Genomic DNA, 15,887 nt, shown 5'->3' with positions numbered 1-15,887 from the left:
CGATCTTGCCGCCGTGGAAGCCGATCCGTCCCCGCGTTCGGCCCCAACGGTGCGCCCGCCGCGCCGCATCGCGACCGTGGCGCGGCCCGCAGGCCGCCGTGACATCCGCCTCCATCATCGTGCCGAGCGCCTCGATCCCCGCCGCAAGGCAGAACCGATCAAAGCTCGCCCGCACTTCTGCAAACGCTTCGTCCACAGCCCCAGTCGCCGGCGAACCAGCCGGTGTGATATCTCTCGTCATGGCGTTGCTCTCCTTTGTGGAATCAGCACCCCGAGCCTACCGGCTCAAGGTGGGCAACGCCGACCTCTTCAGAAATTCAACAGAACCCGGGACATCCCCCAATGTCTCACAGTTACATATTAATTACATTTCTGACAACGGCTCCTCTCGGCAATTAAGCTATTGCTAACAAACGTCAAAAAGCTGCGCCGGGGCTGGCGCGTTTGGGGAGCGGGGTTGGATGACGTCTTGCGGCGCCGAAAGGTTTTCGGAACTGCGACAATGCGTTTCCGCCCCTTTTTCCCACAACCGAGAGATGTCTTCGGCTGAAGACCTGCCGCTTCTGGCAAAACATGCCGCTCGAAGCGAGCCTGCAACTTTGACTGCCGGCCGCGACGACGAAGTCGCGCGGTTTTATTTTACCGCTTTTTCTGTGCGTCGTCTTTTCCAGGCGAGAGGCCGCGCGATCGATTTTGGCGCGGACCTGCAAAGGCATTGGCCTTCCAGTTGCTCGCCGCTGCTCCCTCGCGGCGAGCATCCATCCGTTTCGGCGACGGCGAACGCCGCATCTCAAATGAAAAGATCCATTTATTTTAGGGGTATTACATGTCGAATGACGGCGTCATCAGCATCGTCGGCAACCAGAACGCCAGCGTAATCGACGGCAACTCCAGCGTCATCGTCGCCGGTAACGGCAACGACAGTTTGACAGCGGGCGCCGGCAGCATCGTGACTGCCGGCAATGGCGCGGACACCATTTCGGTCGGCGCTGGCAGCGTGGTCGTGGCCGGCAGTGGCAACGATACGGTGACCGCAGGCAGCAACAGTCTCGTCACCGCCGGCAACGGCAGTGATCATGTCACGGCAGGCGCGAACAGTGTGATTGTCGTCGGTAACGGTAACGACACGCTGAGTGTGGGCAACAACAGCATCGTCACGGCCGGCAACGGCAACGATCAGGTGACCGTCGGCGCCAACAGCGTGATCGTGGTCGGCAACGGCAACGATACGCTGACCGCAGGCGCCAACAGCGTGATCACCGCCGGCAACGGCAACGATACCATCCATCTTGGTCAGAACGACCTGGTCGTCGTCGGAACCGGCAAGGATACGTTCGTCCTGCCGTCGTCGGCACAATTGGCGCAGACGGCGCCGACCAGCCTATCGGTCAATGAGGACGGCACCGTTGCGCTTGCGCTCGGCATCGCTTCGTCAGGCTTTGGATTCGGCAAGGAGACGATCGTCGGTTTCAACACCAGCAAAGACGTGATCCAGCTCAGCACCGCGCAATTTGCGAATTTCGCGGCCGTGATGGCGTCGGCAAAGCAGATCGGCAACGACACCATCATCACCGGCGATGCGTCCGACACCATCGACCTCAGTGGCGTGCGCCTTTCCAGCCTGACCGCCAGCGATTTCTCCTTTGTCAGCTCCACCTCGAACATATCGGTGACGATATCGGGAATACCGGCCGGCGTGACGTTGAGCGACACCGCCGGCGCCATCACCGTCGTCAACGGCAGCGCAACCTTGACCCAGGCCCAGCTTGCCGGCTTGACGCTGAAGGCGGGTGAGGTGACGGCTGGAACGTTGACCGTCACGGCGACGGACACGTCGACCGGAAACTTCGTTACGAAGACGATCGCGCTGACGGTCAATCCTGTCGCCCCGACGCTGGGGGGACCGACGTCGTTGACGGTCGGCTCCGGCACCACGATCGCCCTCGGCATCACGGAAACACCGTTCGATTCCCGTGACACCATTTCGCTGACGATCAAGGGTGTGCCCTCGGATGCCTTGCTCTCGGCCGGCACCAAGAACGTGGACGGGAGCTGGACGCTGACACCGGCGCAGCTCACGGGCCTGACGCTGAAGGCGGGAGGTGCGACCTCGGCAAGCCTGACGGTCACGGCGACGAATACGGCCGGAATTAAGGCGTCGGTGACGGAAACCATTCAGCTCAACGTGACCACACCGCTAAAGGTCACCTTCGACACGGTGTCGTTCACCGACACGGGCGTGCAGGGTGACCACATCACCAACAATGGCAATGTGACGCTGTCCGGGACCGTGACGGACAATTTGACCGTATCGCAGGTTCAGGTCTTCAACGGCAATACGCTGCTGGGTTCGGCAACGGTGGACAACGTCCACCATAGGTGGTCGTTGGTGACGCCCCTTGTGAACGGCACTTACAATCAGCTCAATGTCCAGGCGACCGACAGCGCGGGCACTTCGGTCAGCGCCAGCACGACCCAGTATTTTCAGGTCGATACCACGGCTCCCATGCTCGTTTCGGATTCGGAATCCGTCTCGGGCCTGACGCAATCAAAAGTCGAATCCATCACGATCCTGGCCAGCGATGCCAATGGCGTCGCCTCTGTGGCCATCTACGATGACGTGACGCATAAATTGCTCGGCAACGCAACCTTGAACGGTGGCGCTTGGAAGTACAGCGCGACCGATCTGTCAGACGGCGTGCACAAGTTTTACGCCGTCATCACCGACGTTGCCGGCAACCAGACCACGACGGCCGATTTGACGACGGTAACGGTCGATACCACGCCGCCGACACTGATATCGGACTCGGAATCCGCCCCGGGGCTGACGAAGTCGAACGTCGAAACGATCACGGTTAACGCGACTGACGCGAACGGCGTTGCCTCGGTGACGATCTATGAAGAGGGGACGGCGCAGCCGCTCGGCGCCGCAACGTTGAGCAGCGGTACTCCGAGCAGAGGGACGTGGAGCTTCAGCACTGGCAGCCTGGGCGACGGTGCGCACAATTTCTACGCCGTCATCGTCGATACGGCCGGCAACCAGACCAAGACGGCCGATCTTGCGACCGTGACGGTCGATACCACGCCGCCGGCATTGATCTCGGACTCGGAGTCCGTTTCGGGACTGACGCAATCGACCACCGACGTGATCACTGTGAGTGCGAGCGACATCAATGGTGTCGCCTCGGTGGCGATCTATGAAGAGGGGAAGGCGCAGCCGCTCGGCAGTGCAACCCTGAGCGCTGGAAGCGCCGGCAACGGCACCTGGACCTACAACGCGACGGGCCTCGGCGATGGCGCGCACACGTATTACGCCGTGATCACCGACGCCGCGGGCAACCAGACCAAAACGACCGATCTGGCAACCGTCACGGTCGACACCACGGCGCCGATGGCAACGATTGCTATCTCGGCCTCCGGGGCGACCAACACCACGACCGAGACCATCACGGTTAACGCGAGCGATGCCGATGGCGTCGCGTCCGTCGAGATCGACGACAACGGCGCCTTCCTCGCCAACGCGACACAGGGCAGCCCCGGCGTCTGGACCTACACGGCCGCCAACCTGACGGAGGGCGGCCATGATTTCACGGCTGTCGTCAAGGACGCAGCGACCAACTCGACCACCACCGGCCATGCGACTGTCGTGGTCGATACCACCGCGCCGTCAGTCACGTTTGACACGGTTTCCTACGACCACACCGGCACAGCCGGCTTCACCAAGGACGGAACGGTTACGCTCTCCGGCACGACCAGCGACAACGTCACGGTGTCGCAGGTCCAGGTGTTCAGCGGCGCGCAGTTGCTGGGCGACGCGACCGTCGACAACACCAGCCACACTTGGACCCTCACACAGAATCTGCCGGCGGGCGTCTACAGCAATCTCAGCGTGACCGCGACCGACGAGGCCGGCAATACCGGAACGGCAGCGAACTCTGACGCAACGCAAACGTTTCAAGTCGATCACACGCCGCCGTCGATCGCTTTTGGAACGGTGTCTTACGTCGACACCGGCGTCGCGAACGACGGCATTACCGGCAACAACCTCGTGACGATGTCGGGCGCCGTCGCGGACGACGTGACGGTGTCGCAGGTTCAGGTGTTCAGCGGCTCTCAGCTGCTGGGCAACGCTGTCATCGACAACACCAGCCACTCCTGGACGTTGACGTCGAACCTCGCCGACGGCACCTACGCGAATTTGAGTGCGACGGCGACGGATGAAGCCGGAAACAGCACGAGCGCAGCCAACACCAGCGCAACGACGAGCTTCCAGATCGATACGGCCGCACCGATCATCACCTTCACCAGCGTGACCCTGGCTCATCCGACGGACTCGTCCGGTACGAATTCGTCCGACGGTGGAATAATCCTGTCGGGGGCGGTTTCCGATAATGTCAGCGTAACCCAGGTTCAGGTCTTCAACGGGAGTCAGCTACTCGGCCCGGCGACCGTCTCGAATGGCACGTGGGCGCTGGCCACGACCCTTGCGCAGGGCAGCTACAACAACTTGCACGCAACGGCGACCGACGAGGCCGGCAACGTCGCTGACGCCGGCAACAGCCACGTCGTGACCGTAAGCCCCGCATCGGGCTACGTCATCGACGGCTACATCACGGGTGCGACCGTATTCGCCGACACCAACGGCAATGGCAAGCTTGATGCAGGTGAAGCTTCGGGAATAACGGACGAATCGGGTCATTTCACGCTGGGTGCCGGAACGACAACGGGCACGCTAGTGCTGGTCGGCGGTACCGATACCGCGACCGGCCTCGCATTCACGGGAGTGATGACGGCGCCGACGGGGTCGACACAGGTGACCCCGCTGACGACGCTGGTGCAGTCGGTCGCAGCGGCCAAAGGGGGAGATGTCGCAGCGGCTTCGCAGTCCGTCGCCAAGGCTCTTGGGCTCGATCCGACGGTCAACCTGACCAACCTCGACACCGTCGCGGCCGCCTATGCCGGCGACAGCAGCGCCTTTGTCGCCGCCAGCAAGGTGCTCAATACCGTCTCGATGGTCGCGTCGGCCGTTGCCGGCACCGGTGCGTCGGACTTCTCCTCTGCGGCCAGCAGCGCCTTCTCCGCCCTCGCGGCGCAAATCGCCACGACCAGCGCACCGCTCGATCTGTCCAGCACCGATTTGGTGTCAACCGTCGTCAGCAGCACGATTGCCTCGGCTTCTTCGGGCACGTCGTCATTGACGAGCGACCAGACCGCGGCGATCGCCAGCGTCGTGACGTCGGTCAATGTGGCAACGGACAAGGCCGCCGCTGCGAACAGCGGCACCGGCACCACCGCCACGGCGGCTCTTCTCACCAGCGTCAGCGCCACGTCCATCGTGGCGCAGGGCACGACCTCAACGCAGCTTCAGCAGGCGACGTCCGGTGTCACTGATTTGACGACGCTTGCCAACAATACCACGGCCGCCAGCGTGACGTCGGATGCCTCACAACAGCATGTGGGCAGTGTCGCGCCGGCTGCTCCGACATTCGTGAGCCTGACGCCGACGGATGGTTCGCCGAACAATTTCACGATGGTGCATTACACGCTGACGTTCTCCGATCCGGTCACTGGCGTGAGTGCGAGCGATTTCAGCATCGCGACGACGGGGTTAGTGGGCGCGTCGATTGCCGGTATCACGCCGGTCGCCGGCAGCAACGGCACGCAGTACACCATCTCGGTCAACACCGGGGTCGGCGTCGGCGATGGCACCCTGACGCTGAGCTTCACCGGAAGCGCTGTTCAGGATATTGCGGGCAATGCTTTCAAGGATCAGAGCACGCACACGGGTGCGACCTATATCGTCGATCAGGACACTGGCGAGCAGGCGGCACTCGGGTTGAACGTCACCAACACCAACGTGAACACGGCGGGCTCCGCGATCTTCAGCTTCACCGTTGCGGGGCTCGAACCGAACGACACCGGTACGGTGACCTTCACCGACGGTGCGAACAAGGTCTCGGTCGCCGTTTCCGGCGGACAGACCAGCTATACGGCGAACCTCGGCACGCTGACAGACGGCCCCATCACGTCTTCGCTGGCGGTCAACACTGATGCGGCCGGCAATTCGTTCACGCCGGTGGCCGGTACGAGCGCGGTCACGCTGAGCGGATTCAACGTTGCCGGCAGTCCCATCCAGGTCATTCAGAATGGGGCCGGGGACATCACGGTGATCCCGAGTGGCAGCGTCACGACCCAGTCCGGGAACGGCGTGACTGCGGAAGAGAGTGCGAGCGGGACCGGCAACGTCACCGTCAATGCGACCGGCAGCGTGACCGGGCAGGGCACCGGCTCGATCGGCCTGCTCGCCGAAAACCTCAATGCGGCCAACACCGGCAACATCGCCGTCACCGCGACCGGCGGCGTCAGCGGCGCGTTTGACGGCATCGATGTCGTCAACAAGGGCAACGGCAGTATTTCGGTCGAGGCGGGCGGAGCCGTAGCCGCGACGGTGCAGTTCGGCATTCGCACCGAACAATATGGATCCGGCAGCACATCGGTGGTGACGGACGCCGGCAACACCATCAATTCCGGTGGCGCAGGTATCAGCCTCGTCAACTTCGCGACATCGATCGGGACCGGCGCCAACAGCGTGATCAACGTCACCAACAACGCCACCATCAATTCGGGCACGACTCTCAACCCCAGTGGTTCGCAGCCCCAGGGCATTGCCGCCGGCTACTACGGCACCACCGGCGGTCCGGGCACCGTCGGCATCGCCAATACCAGCGTCAACGGCACTGTCACCGTCAACAACAACGGCAACATCACCGCCGCGGCGGGTTACGGCATCAACGCCTACAATTACGGCAACGGCAATGTAACCGTGAACGAGGCCGCCGGCACCTCCGTCTCCGGCGCGCAATACGGCATCGGCGCCTTCGGTAACAGCAAGGGGACCGGTAGCGTCGCCGTCAATGTCGGGGCCAATGCGACGATCTCGGGCGGCTCGATCTTCGGCATCCAGGCATTCGTCAACGGGGTCGGCAGCGTCAGCGTGACGACTTCGGCAGGCGACTACATCACCGGCGGCAGCTCGGGCATCAACGCGCAGAGCCAGTCGGGCACGGACGACGCCACCAGCAGCGTGAGCGTGATCGCCCACGGGACGATCCATTCCGGAACGCTCCTGACGCCGAATGGCTCGACGCCCGGCGGCATCGTCGCCGGCTACTCCCCCAACGGCTCGAACTCGGCCAACGGCGCCGTCGCGGGCAACGTGCTGGTGCAGAGCGACGCCACGATCGTGGCTGCGGCCGGCTCCGGCATCAACGCCTACAATTATGGCGCCGGCAATGTGACGGTCACCACCGGTGCCACGTCATCGATCACGGGCGCGACCAGCGGCAACCAGGCCAATGGCATCAACGCCAACGCGCTTGATGGCGGCAATGTCAGTGTCACCAACGGCGGCTTCCTGACCGGGGGAACCGGCATCTTCTCGAGCACCAACCATGGTGGCTCCATCACCATCGAGAATGACGGTCAGATCACCGCCACCGCGAACTCCGGCATCAACGCCCAACAGGCAAGTGCCGGGGCGACCGGCTCGGTCACCATCATCAACACCGGGACGGTTGTCGGTGCGGCTAATAGATCCGCGATCAACGTCGCGGAGAACGCCGCCGGAACGGTGACGATCACCAACTCCGGCACCATCGGATCAGTAGCGACAGCGGGCTCGACGCCGGCCATCACCGAGACCGGCGGCTCTACCGTCACCATCAACAACAATGGGCAGATCGACGGCAACGTCTACACCAACTCGACCGGCGGCTTCACAGGCACGTTCAACAACAACGCCGGCGCGACCTGGCTCACCGGCTTCCTCGATGACGAGGGGACCATCACCGCGTCGGGTGCGAGTTCGGCGATTACGGCGGCCAGTACCTCGATCGGTATGGCAGTGGGCAACACTGCCACCGGCAATATGACGATCGCTGCCGGTGCTGCGCTGACATCCACGCTCCTCAACATCGCTGTTGCGGCGGGCAGCCACGGAACAGTCACCATCACCGGTGCTGGCACGACGGCCAATTTCACCTCCGGCACAAACCAGGATATTAGCGTCGGTGTGGATGGCACCGCCTCGCTAACGATCGCCGACCATGCGGTGGTGAACGCCACTCACATGGGGGTCGGCGTCCACTTCGATGCGGGCGTCACCGATACGCTCGACATCAATGCCGCGAGCCTGACCACCTACAACCTGACGGTCGGTGACGCCGGCGCGGCCATCGCCACCGTTGAGAACGGCGGCACTCTCACGTCGAACTTCATCGAGCTCGCCAACCAGGCCGGCAGCACGGGATCGCTGACCGTGGATGGCGCGGGTTCGGTCGTCACCACGCAGGGCTTGGGCTTGGGGTCTTCTTCGAGCTCGGCGACCCTGACCGTCACGCATGGTGGCGCGATCGACATCGGGCCCGGCGCCACCACCGTCGCCGGTGCCGTCCATGTCGGCAGCTCCGCGTCGCTGAGCGGTGCCGGCACCATCAACGCCAATCTCGTCGATGACGGCAACGTCACGGTGACCGCCGGCACGCTTCACATCAACGGCGCGGTCACTGGCACCGGCAGCGTTGTCATCGACACCGGTGCTCAGCTCGAGTTCGGCTCGACGGTCGCATCGACCACCAACCTGACCTTCCAGGGCTCGACCGGGTCTGTCATCATCGACCATGGTGCCGGCTTTGCCGGCTTGATCAACGGGTTCACCGGCGATGGCACCCTGGCAGGTTCGGATCAGATTGATGTGAAGGACATCAACTACAATTCCGGATCGTTCACGGAGTCGTTCGACGCCGCCAGCAATACGCTAACACTCAGTGACGGGGCGAGCACCGCGACGCTTCACTTCAACGGCACCTACGTCGCGCAGAACTTCAGCTTCACCACCGACGGCGGCACCGGCGTGATCGTCTACGATCCGCCTGTCACGCCGAACACTAGCACGCCTGGAAGCGACGGATTTCAGTTTGCCAATGTCGAGCATACGAGCATCGCAGGCATCCAGTGGCAGGATCTGTTGCATTTCCATGGTGATCCGTCTGGGGCTGGGAGCAGCCCTCACGCGCCCGGGGCAGGTGCTGGAATGGGAGAGGCCCATGTAGAGCACGATCTAGCTCACATCGCGACCACTCCGAATGCAGACGTGAATTGGAACCACTATCATCTCGTTTGACGTGATCAGCGGAAAAAACCATGAGCCAATCTGCGCACGGGCTTCGCAGCAGGGCAGGGCGCCTGCTGCGTCGCCGAGGTTTCATCGATCGACAGCACTGATTCACAAGAGCCTTGTGCCGCCACGTTCCTGAAGATCGCGATGTCGTAGCCCGCGATGTAGCGCTCGGCACTCGGCCGAATGTTCAACAGCGGGATGTCGCTGCTTAGCGCCGGCAACGTTTCTCGTGCGAAGCCACGGAATGAGCCGGCGTGTGGGTGACAGTGCGAGCTGCACTCACACTCCGGGGCGGGTATATTGAAGCGGCTACGATCCATTCCCCGTCTGCGATGCGCCGACGGCGTTGAAGTTGAAGTTCACGGCCGAGGATCCGACGGTGACCATGTAACCGCTGGCTCAGCCAACCGGGTGGCGCGTTGCCTGCATCGACGGCCGCGCCTCGAAGCCAGCGAACCATGCGGCGCATTGCGGATGGCGCGAGCGCCAGCCGAAATCGGGAAAGCGCAGGTCGAGATAGCCGAAAGCGCAGGCGAAGCTGATTGTGCCGATATCGACGCGCTCGCCGAACGCAGGAGCAGCCTTCTCGATCGCGGCAATGGAGGTTTCGACCTTGTCCAGCTGACCGTCGAGCCAGGGCTGCCAGAGCTTTTCGGGAGGACGCACCGCGAGCTCGTAGCGCGAGAGAAGTGCGGCGGCAAGAATGCCGTCGGCGGTGCTCTGATCGGCCAAGGCACGCCAGCGCTGCGCCGGCACCTTCGGAAACAATTTTTCGCCGCTGGCAAGATCGTCGAGATATTCGCAGATGACGCGGCTGTCGGCGAGAGCCGTCCCGTCATCGAGCAACATGGTCGGTACCTGGCCAAGCGGGTTGTGCGCGATGATGGTCTGATCGCGATTGATCGGATGAGCCGCGCTCGGAAGCTGCTCGATCCGGCCGGCAAGGCCAAGCTCGTGCGCTGCGACCAGCACTTTGCGGACGTACGGTGAAAAGGGCGAATAGTAGATCTTCACGGTTGCGCCTCATCGTGTGTGGCGTTGGCGAGTTCAAGTCCGGCGATGTAGCCGAAGGTCAGGGCCGGGCCGAGTGTGATCCCGGCACCCGGATAGGCGCCGGCCATGATCGAGTTCATGTCGTTGCCGGAGGCGAACAGCCCTGGAATGGGACGGCGCTCGTCGTCCAGCACGCGGGCCTTTGCGTCGGTCTTCAGACCGGCAGCCGTCCCGATGTCGCCGGGGAAGACCCGCACGGCGTAGAACGGCGGTGTCTCGATCGGCCCGAGGCAGGGGTTGGGCTGGTGCGCGGGATCGCCGAGATAGCGGTTATAGGCCGTGCTGCCTTTGCCGAACGCAGGATCGTGACCGCTGGCGGCAGCCTGGTTCATCTGGGCAACGCTTGCGGCAAGGTTGACCGCATCGACGCCGAGCTTGCGCGCCAGCTCGGCGACCGTGTTGGCGGCAACGAGGTAGCCGCTGTCGAGAAAGCGCGACAGGGAACGAGCGGCCGGCCGCACCAGGCCGAGACCATAATTGCGCAGAAAACTGGCATCGCAGACCAGATAAGCCGGGATCGTCGGCTCGCTCTCATGAGCGCGATGCATGGCCTCGACGAACTCATGGTACGAGATCGCCTCATTGACGAAGCGTCGACCGGCGTGGTTGACGGCGATCACCCCGGGCTTCTGGCGGTCAAGGATCAGATGGGGGAAGCGGATATCGCGGCCGTCGCGGTCGCGCATGACCGAGACCGGGGTCCAGAACGCGTTGCCCACATTGTCGGTCTCGATCGATGCGCCGGCCTCGCGTGCGAGCTTGAGGCCGTCGCCAGTGTTGCCGATCGGAGCCATCGAATAGTGCTGGTCGGCATGCGGCAGCATGTCGGCTTGCATGGCGGCGTTTGCGGGGAAGCCGCCGGTTGCAAGCACAACGCCTCGTCGCGCGCCGATGCGGGAGATGAGTCCGTCGCGCTCGACCTCGAGCCCGACGACGCGTGGCCCGTCCAGCAGCAGCTTGGCCGCTGCCGTTCGCGTGCGCAGGGGGATCTTCCGATCGAGCGCGGATTTCAAAAGGCGGCCAGCTAGCGCGTTGCCCATGAGCAGTCTCGTGCCACGCGGATAGCGCAGGCGATCCAGCCCGTAACGGAGCAGCAGCTTGGTGGAGTCGCGAAAATTGGCCCAGGAGGAGCGGATGCCGAGCAGGCTGTCGATGTCCTTGCGTCCGACCATCATGCCGCCGAACACCAGGAACTCGGCGATCGGATTCCGGAGCAGGTTGAAATTCTCACCAAGCTCCCGGCCGTCGAACGGCGCCGGATCGATGGTGCGGCCGCCGGTCGATGCTCCCTCCAGATTCGACTGGTAGTCGGGTGAGACGGCGCGCGGGACGAAGCGCAGGGCGGTGTTGCTCTCCATGAAGCTGACCATGCGCGGGCCGGCATCGAGGAACGCGTCGATCATGTCGCGGCGCATGCGATTGCCAAGGATGGCTTGGAGATAGGCGAGCACGGCCTCGCGGCTGTCCTCGACCCCGACCTCGCGGCTGTGCGGGTTCATGGGAATCCAGACCGCTCCGCCGGACACAGCAGTGCTGCCGCCAATGCTGTCGGTCTTTTCGATGACGAGAACATCGAGGCCATGGTGTGCCGCGGTGAGGGCGGCCGCCATTCCGCCGGCGCCGGAGCCGACGACCACGACGTCGTGCTCTTCATCGAAATGCTGTGAGGCCTGAGCTGCTGACATGTCTAGATTCCCAGGCCTCCGCCAAGCGATTTGCCGCCGTCGACCAGCAGGACCTGGCCGGTGATGAAATCCATGCCGGGCGAGGCCAGGAAGGAGACGGCGTTCGCGATATCCTGCGGCCGCCCGGCCCTTCCGGTCGGCTGGAGCGCGAGCTGCGCTGCTAGGCGTTCGGGCGCAAGCGCTGCCAGAAGCGGCGTATCGATCAGTCCGGGCGCGACCGCGTTGACAAGAATGCCGCGTGGGGCGAGCTCCATCGCGCTTGCGCGCGTCAAGCCGACGACGGCTGCCTTCGAGGCCACATAGTGGGCATGGTTGCGCGCGCCGAGAAAGGCGCGGGAGGCGATGTTGACGATCTTGGCCCCGGGCTGCATGCGCGCGGCAGCCGCCTGGGACAGGTTGAAGAGGGCGACAAGGTTGATCTCGTACATGCGGCGGAAATCCTCCGCCGTGAGATCGAAGAATCCGCGCTCGTCGAAGATGCCGGCATTGTTGACGAGGGCCGACAGCGGCCGTTCCTTGGCGATAAGCGCCGCGATCGCATCCTGTTGACGCAGATCGATTGCTGCTGCGCGCGATGTCACACTGGCCGTGGATATCTCGGCGGCGCAGGCCTCGGCCGCCGGTCGATCGAGATCGACGACCAGAACTTCGAAACCATCCCGGGCGAGCCGTGCGGCGATCGCCTTGCCGATGCCGCGCGCGCCGCCGGTCACGAGCGCAAGCGGCGGCTGGGCTGAGGGATCTGTCATGGTTTCTTCTCCATGTTTTTTGGATTGGCGCCGGCGCGCGCGAAATCAGCTCCGTGGCGGTGGGTCAGGAAACCGGCGGTGAGTCCGCCGTCGACCTCGAGCACGGCGCCGTTGATGTAGGAGGCCTCGTCACTGAGCAGGAAGGCGATGGCCGAGGCGATCTCCGCCGGCTGCGCCAGCCGGCCAAGCGGCGTGCGATCCAGCATGACGTCATCGAGAAAGGCAGGTGGAATGCCGTCGCGGATCATCGGCGTATCGACACCGTTCGGCGCTACCGCATTCACGCGCACGCCGCGATGGCCCCATTCCACGGCCAGCGTCTTGGTGAGGCCGACCAGTCCCCATTTCGAGGCGGCGTAGTTCGCCCGGCCGGGCTGGCCACCCTTGGCGGTGATGGAGGCGATAGTGACGATCGCGCCGCGGCCTTGCGCGAGCAGGACTTCGCCGACGGCGCGGCAGGTGTAGAAGACGCCCTTCAGATTGATATCGAGCACGTCGGAGAACGTCTTGTCGTCCATGGTCTCCGCGGCTGCCGTGCGTGCGATACCCGCGCAAGGAATGGCGCCGTCGAGCCGGCCGAGATGTTGCACCGCATCCGCGACAAAGCTGTTGGTCGCGGATGCGTCGCGGGTGTCGAGATTTTTGACGATCACCCGCGCGCCCAGGGCCTGCAGCGAGGCCTGCAACGCCGACAGGCCCGCCGTGTCGAGATCCGCTGCCGCGACGTCCGCACCCTCGCTGGCGAGCTGGCGGGCGACGGCTTCACCAATCCCGCGTGCCGCGCCGGTCACGAGAAAGGCTCTGCCGGCGAAGCGTCCTGATCGAGCGGCCATGATCAGCTTCCCAGATAAGTGCGCTTGATCGCTTCATTCTGGCGCAACTCATCGGAGGCGCCTTCGAGCACGATCTCGCCGTTTTCGAGGATATAGGCATATTGCGAGGCGGCCAGCGCCACCGCCGCGTTCTGTTCGACCAGAAGGATGCTGAGCCCGTCGGCGTGCAGCCGGGCGATGATGTCGAAGATCTTCTGCACCAGCACCGGCGAGAGGCCGAGCGACGGCTCGTCGAGCAGGAGCAGCCGCGGCCGCGCCATCAGGGCGCGGGCGATCAGCAACATCTGTTGCTCGCCGCCGGACAGCGTGCCGGCCTTCTGCTTCAGCCGGTCGCGCAGGACCGGGAAGTAGCCGAAGACGCGGTCGAGGTCGCTGCGGACGCCCGCAGGATCGCTACGGCCATAAGCGCCCATGTCGAGGTTCTCGCGCACGCTCATGTCGCGGAAGACCTCGCGGCCTTCGGGCACCTGGGAGATGCCGGCCTTGACCACGTGATGGGACTGCAGCCGGTTGAGCGGCTGGCCTTCGAAACGGATCGAGCCGGCGGTCAGCGGCACCAGCCGCGAGATGGTATTGAGGGTCGTGGTTTTGCCGGCCCCGTTGCCGCCGAGCAGCGCGACGATCGAGCCTGCGCTCACCTTGAGGCTGACATTGCTCAGGGCCTGGATGCGTCCGTAAGCGGCCGAAATGCCCTCGACGTCGAGCAGGTCAGGCATGGGCGGCCTCCTTGCCGAGATAGGCTTCGATCACCGCCGGATCGTTGCGCACCTCCCGGGGCGTTCCCTCGGCGATCTTGGTGCCGAAGTTCAGCACCGTGACGCGATCCGAGATCGACATCACGAGCTGCATGACGTGCTCGACGATCAGCACCGTGAGCCCATCTGTCTTGACGAGGTCGGTGAGCAGGCGGTCTAGGGTTGCGATCTCACGGTTGCGCAGGCCTGCGGCAGGCTCGTCGAGCAGCAGCAGACGCGGGCGGATCGCCAGCGCGCGCGCAAGCTCCAGCAATTTCTGATGGCCGAAGTCGAGATTCCTGGCCTTGTGCTCGCGGTAGGGGGCTAGGCCGGTGCGTTCGATTACTTCGTCGATATGGCGCATCACGGCCGGCGGCTTTGCCTGGAGCCAGGCCCGCAGCGAGCCGCCGCAATGAACGTGCGCGCCGACCATGATGTTTTCCAGAACGGTCAGCTCATTGAACAATTCGAGGTTCTGAAAGGAGCGGGCAATGCCGAAGCCGGCCATTGCGGACGCGGGAGCACGGGTGATGTCCGTGCCGTCGAACACGATCTGTCCGGAGGTCGGCTGATAGAAGCGGGAAATGTAGTTGAACGTCGTCGACTTCCCGGCGCCGTTTGGGCCGATCAGCGCGTGGATCGTGCCCTGCGTGACTTCGAGGCTGAAGTCGTTGACGGCGACGAGTCCGCCGAACCGGACCGTGACGTTTTCGACCTGGAGGAGACGATTACGCACGGGCGAACCTCTTCAAATTGTCGCCGATGAACGCGAACAGGCCGCGCGGGGCAAACATCATGAAGATGATGAGGATCAGTCCGTAGATGATCTCCTGGTAGGAGGGTGCCTGGCGCAGCAGCTCCGAGATCAGTCCGAAGACGATCGCCCCACCGATCGCCCCGGAGATGGAGCCGAGCCCGCCGACGACCACCATCGTCAGCACCAGGATGGTGGTCTGGAAGCCTAGGCTGTCGGGATGAATGTAGGTCGAATAGATCGCAAACATCGCGCCGGCCACGCCCGCAAAGAAGGCAGACAGCGCGAAGGCCACGAGCTTGGTGGTGCGGACCGGCACGCCCATCGCAAGGGCGGCGACCTCGGATTCGCGCACCGCCCTGAAGGCCCGTCCGAGCCGTGACCGGGCGATCACGACAGTCGCCCAGATCATCAACAGCGTGATGGCGAGCACGAGCGGATAGGCCTGCCTGTCGCTGACGATCTCGAGGCCAAACAGGGTTGCCGGCGGAATCCGCAAGCCGTTCGGTCCGCCGGTCACCGATGTCCAGCTCAGGAAGACCCATTGCATGGCCTCGCCGAACGCGAATGTGGCGAGCGCCAGATAGATGTCGCGCATGCGCAGCGCCAGCGTTCCGATGCACAGCCCGACCAGTGCGGCAACGAGACCGGATGCGAGGACCGACAGCGGAAACGGCCAGCCGAAGGCGGTGTTGACGAGACCGCTGGTGTAGATGCCGATGCCATAGAACGCCGCTTGCGCCAGCGAGAACTGGCCGGCCTCGCCGATGACGATGTGCATGCCTAGGCAGAGCACGGTGAAGGTCAGCAGCAGATTGGCGAGGTAGACGACATAGCCGCTGGAGACCAGCGGGAGCACGATCAAGCCCGTCAGCGCCGCGAGAAGGCCAAGGATGCGCAT

Annotated in this window: 10 protein-coding genes and 1 pseudogene; 1 reads left to right on the top strand and 10 read right to left on the bottom strand. The window is 64.0% G+C overall.

The window, feature by feature from the left end:
- Together K289_RS0132790 and K289_RS50895 are read right to left on the bottom strand one after the other, a co-directional pair.
- A pseudogene (locus tag K289_RS0132790) lies at window positions 1–241 on the bottom strand (IS256 family transposase); the annotation flags it as partial.
- Between the two features lie 175 nt (window positions 242–416).
- Window positions 417–716, bottom strand: coding sequence for a hypothetical protein (locus tag K289_RS50895; RefSeq protein WP_145927670.1), 300 nt, complete (start codon window positions 714–716; stop codon window positions 417–419).
- 110 nt (window positions 717–826) lie between these two features.
- Between K289_RS50895 and K289_RS0132785 the strand changes: the two genes are divergently transcribed.
- Entirely contained in the window at window positions 827–9,181 is an 8,355-nt protein-coding gene (locus K289_RS0132785; protein ID WP_027555324.1) for an Ig-like domain-containing protein, read from the top strand.
- A 5-nt stretch (window positions 9,182–9,186) separates the two neighbouring features.
- Here the strand turns inward: K289_RS0132785 and K289_RS0132780 are convergent, their stop codons facing one another.
- From K289_RS0132780 to K289_RS45965, 8 genes are all read right to left on the bottom strand, one after another.
- Window positions 9,187–9,399: a hypothetical protein gene (locus K289_RS0132780; RefSeq protein WP_027555323.1), complete on the bottom strand. Its 213-nt coding sequence runs from the start codon at window positions 9,397–9,399 to the stop codon at window positions 9,187–9,189.
- Between the two features lie 178 nt (window positions 9,400–9,577).
- Window positions 9,578–10,192 (bottom strand): glutathione S-transferase, encoded by a 615-nt coding sequence (locus tag K289_RS0132775; RefSeq protein ID WP_027555322.1) that lies wholly within the window; start codon window positions 10,190–10,192, stop codon window positions 9,578–9,580.
- A complete protein-coding gene (locus K289_RS0132770) occupies window positions 10,189–11,916 on the bottom strand; it encodes an FAD-dependent oxidoreductase (RefSeq protein WP_027555321.1) in 1,728 nt (575 codons plus the stop codon). Before K289_RS0132770 ends, K289_RS0132775 begins: the two co-directional genes overlap by 4 nt.
- Window positions 11,917–11,918: 2 nt before the next feature.
- Window positions 11,919–12,665: an SDR family NAD(P)-dependent oxidoreductase gene (locus K289_RS0132765; RefSeq protein ID WP_027555320.1), complete on the bottom strand. Its 747-nt coding sequence runs from the start codon at window positions 12,663–12,665 to the stop codon at window positions 11,919–11,921.
- A complete protein-coding gene (locus tag K289_RS45970) occupies window positions 12,662–13,498 on the bottom strand; it encodes an SDR family NAD(P)-dependent oxidoreductase (RefSeq protein WP_051311044.1) in 837 nt (278 codons plus the stop codon). The genes K289_RS0132765 and K289_RS45970 overlap by 4 nt, the downstream gene beginning before the upstream one ends.
- Window positions 13,499–13,500: 2 nt before the next feature.
- Window positions 13,501–14,214, bottom strand: coding sequence for an ABC transporter ATP-binding protein (locus K289_RS0132755; protein ID WP_145927695.1), 714 nt, complete (start codon window positions 14,212–14,214; stop codon window positions 13,501–13,503).
- Complete coding sequence (locus tag K289_RS0132750; protein WP_027555318.1) at window positions 14,207–14,968, bottom strand: ABC transporter ATP-binding protein; 762 nt, start codon at window positions 14,966–14,968, stop codon at window positions 14,207–14,209. The genes K289_RS0132755 and K289_RS0132750 overlap by 8 nt, the downstream gene beginning before the upstream one ends.
- Window positions 14,961–15,887 (bottom strand): branched-chain amino acid ABC transporter permease, encoded by a 927-nt coding sequence (locus tag K289_RS45965; protein ID WP_035686687.1) that lies wholly within the window; start codon window positions 15,885–15,887, stop codon window positions 14,961–14,963. Before K289_RS45965 ends, K289_RS0132750 begins: the two co-directional genes overlap by 8 nt.

This window comes from Bradyrhizobium sp. Cp5.3 (assembly GCF_000426265.1).
In the GTDB taxonomy this organism is placed as follows: Bacteria; Pseudomonadota; Alphaproteobacteria; order Rhizobiales; family Xanthobacteraceae; genus Bradyrhizobium; species Bradyrhizobium neotropicale.
The sequence above is the reverse complement of the archived record's forward strand: the minus strand, read 5'-3'. Positions and strand labels throughout refer to the sequence as shown.

Excerpts from the sequence above, each read along its gene's own strand:
- K289_RS0132765 (WP_027555320.1), bottom strand. The coding sequence starts at position 12,665 with ATGACAGATCCCTCAGCCCAGCCGCCGCTTGCGCTCGTGACCGGCGGC.
- K289_RS45970 (WP_051311044.1), bottom strand. The coding sequence starts at position 13,498 with ATGGCCGCTCGATCAGGACGCTTCGCCGGCAGAGCCTTTCTCGTGACC.
- K289_RS0132755 (WP_145927695.1), bottom strand. The coding sequence starts at position 14,214 with ATGCCTGACCTGCTCGACGTCGAGGGCATTTCGGCCGCTTACGGACGC.
- K289_RS50895 (WP_145927670.1), bottom strand. The coding sequence starts at position 716 with ATGCCTTTGCAGGTCCGCGCCAAAATCGATCGCGCGGCCTCTCGCCTG.
- K289_RS0132770 (WP_027555321.1), bottom strand. The coding sequence starts at position 11,916 with ATGTCAGCAGCTCAGGCCTCACAGCATTTCGATGAAGAGCACGACGTC.
- K289_RS0132785 (WP_027555324.1), top strand. The coding sequence starts at position 827 with ATGTCGAATGACGGCGTCATCAGCATCGTCGGCAACCAGAACGCCAGC.
- K289_RS45965 (WP_035686687.1), bottom strand. The coding sequence starts at position 15,887 with ATGCGCATCCTTGGCCTTCTCGCGGCGCTGACGGGCTTGATCGTGCTC.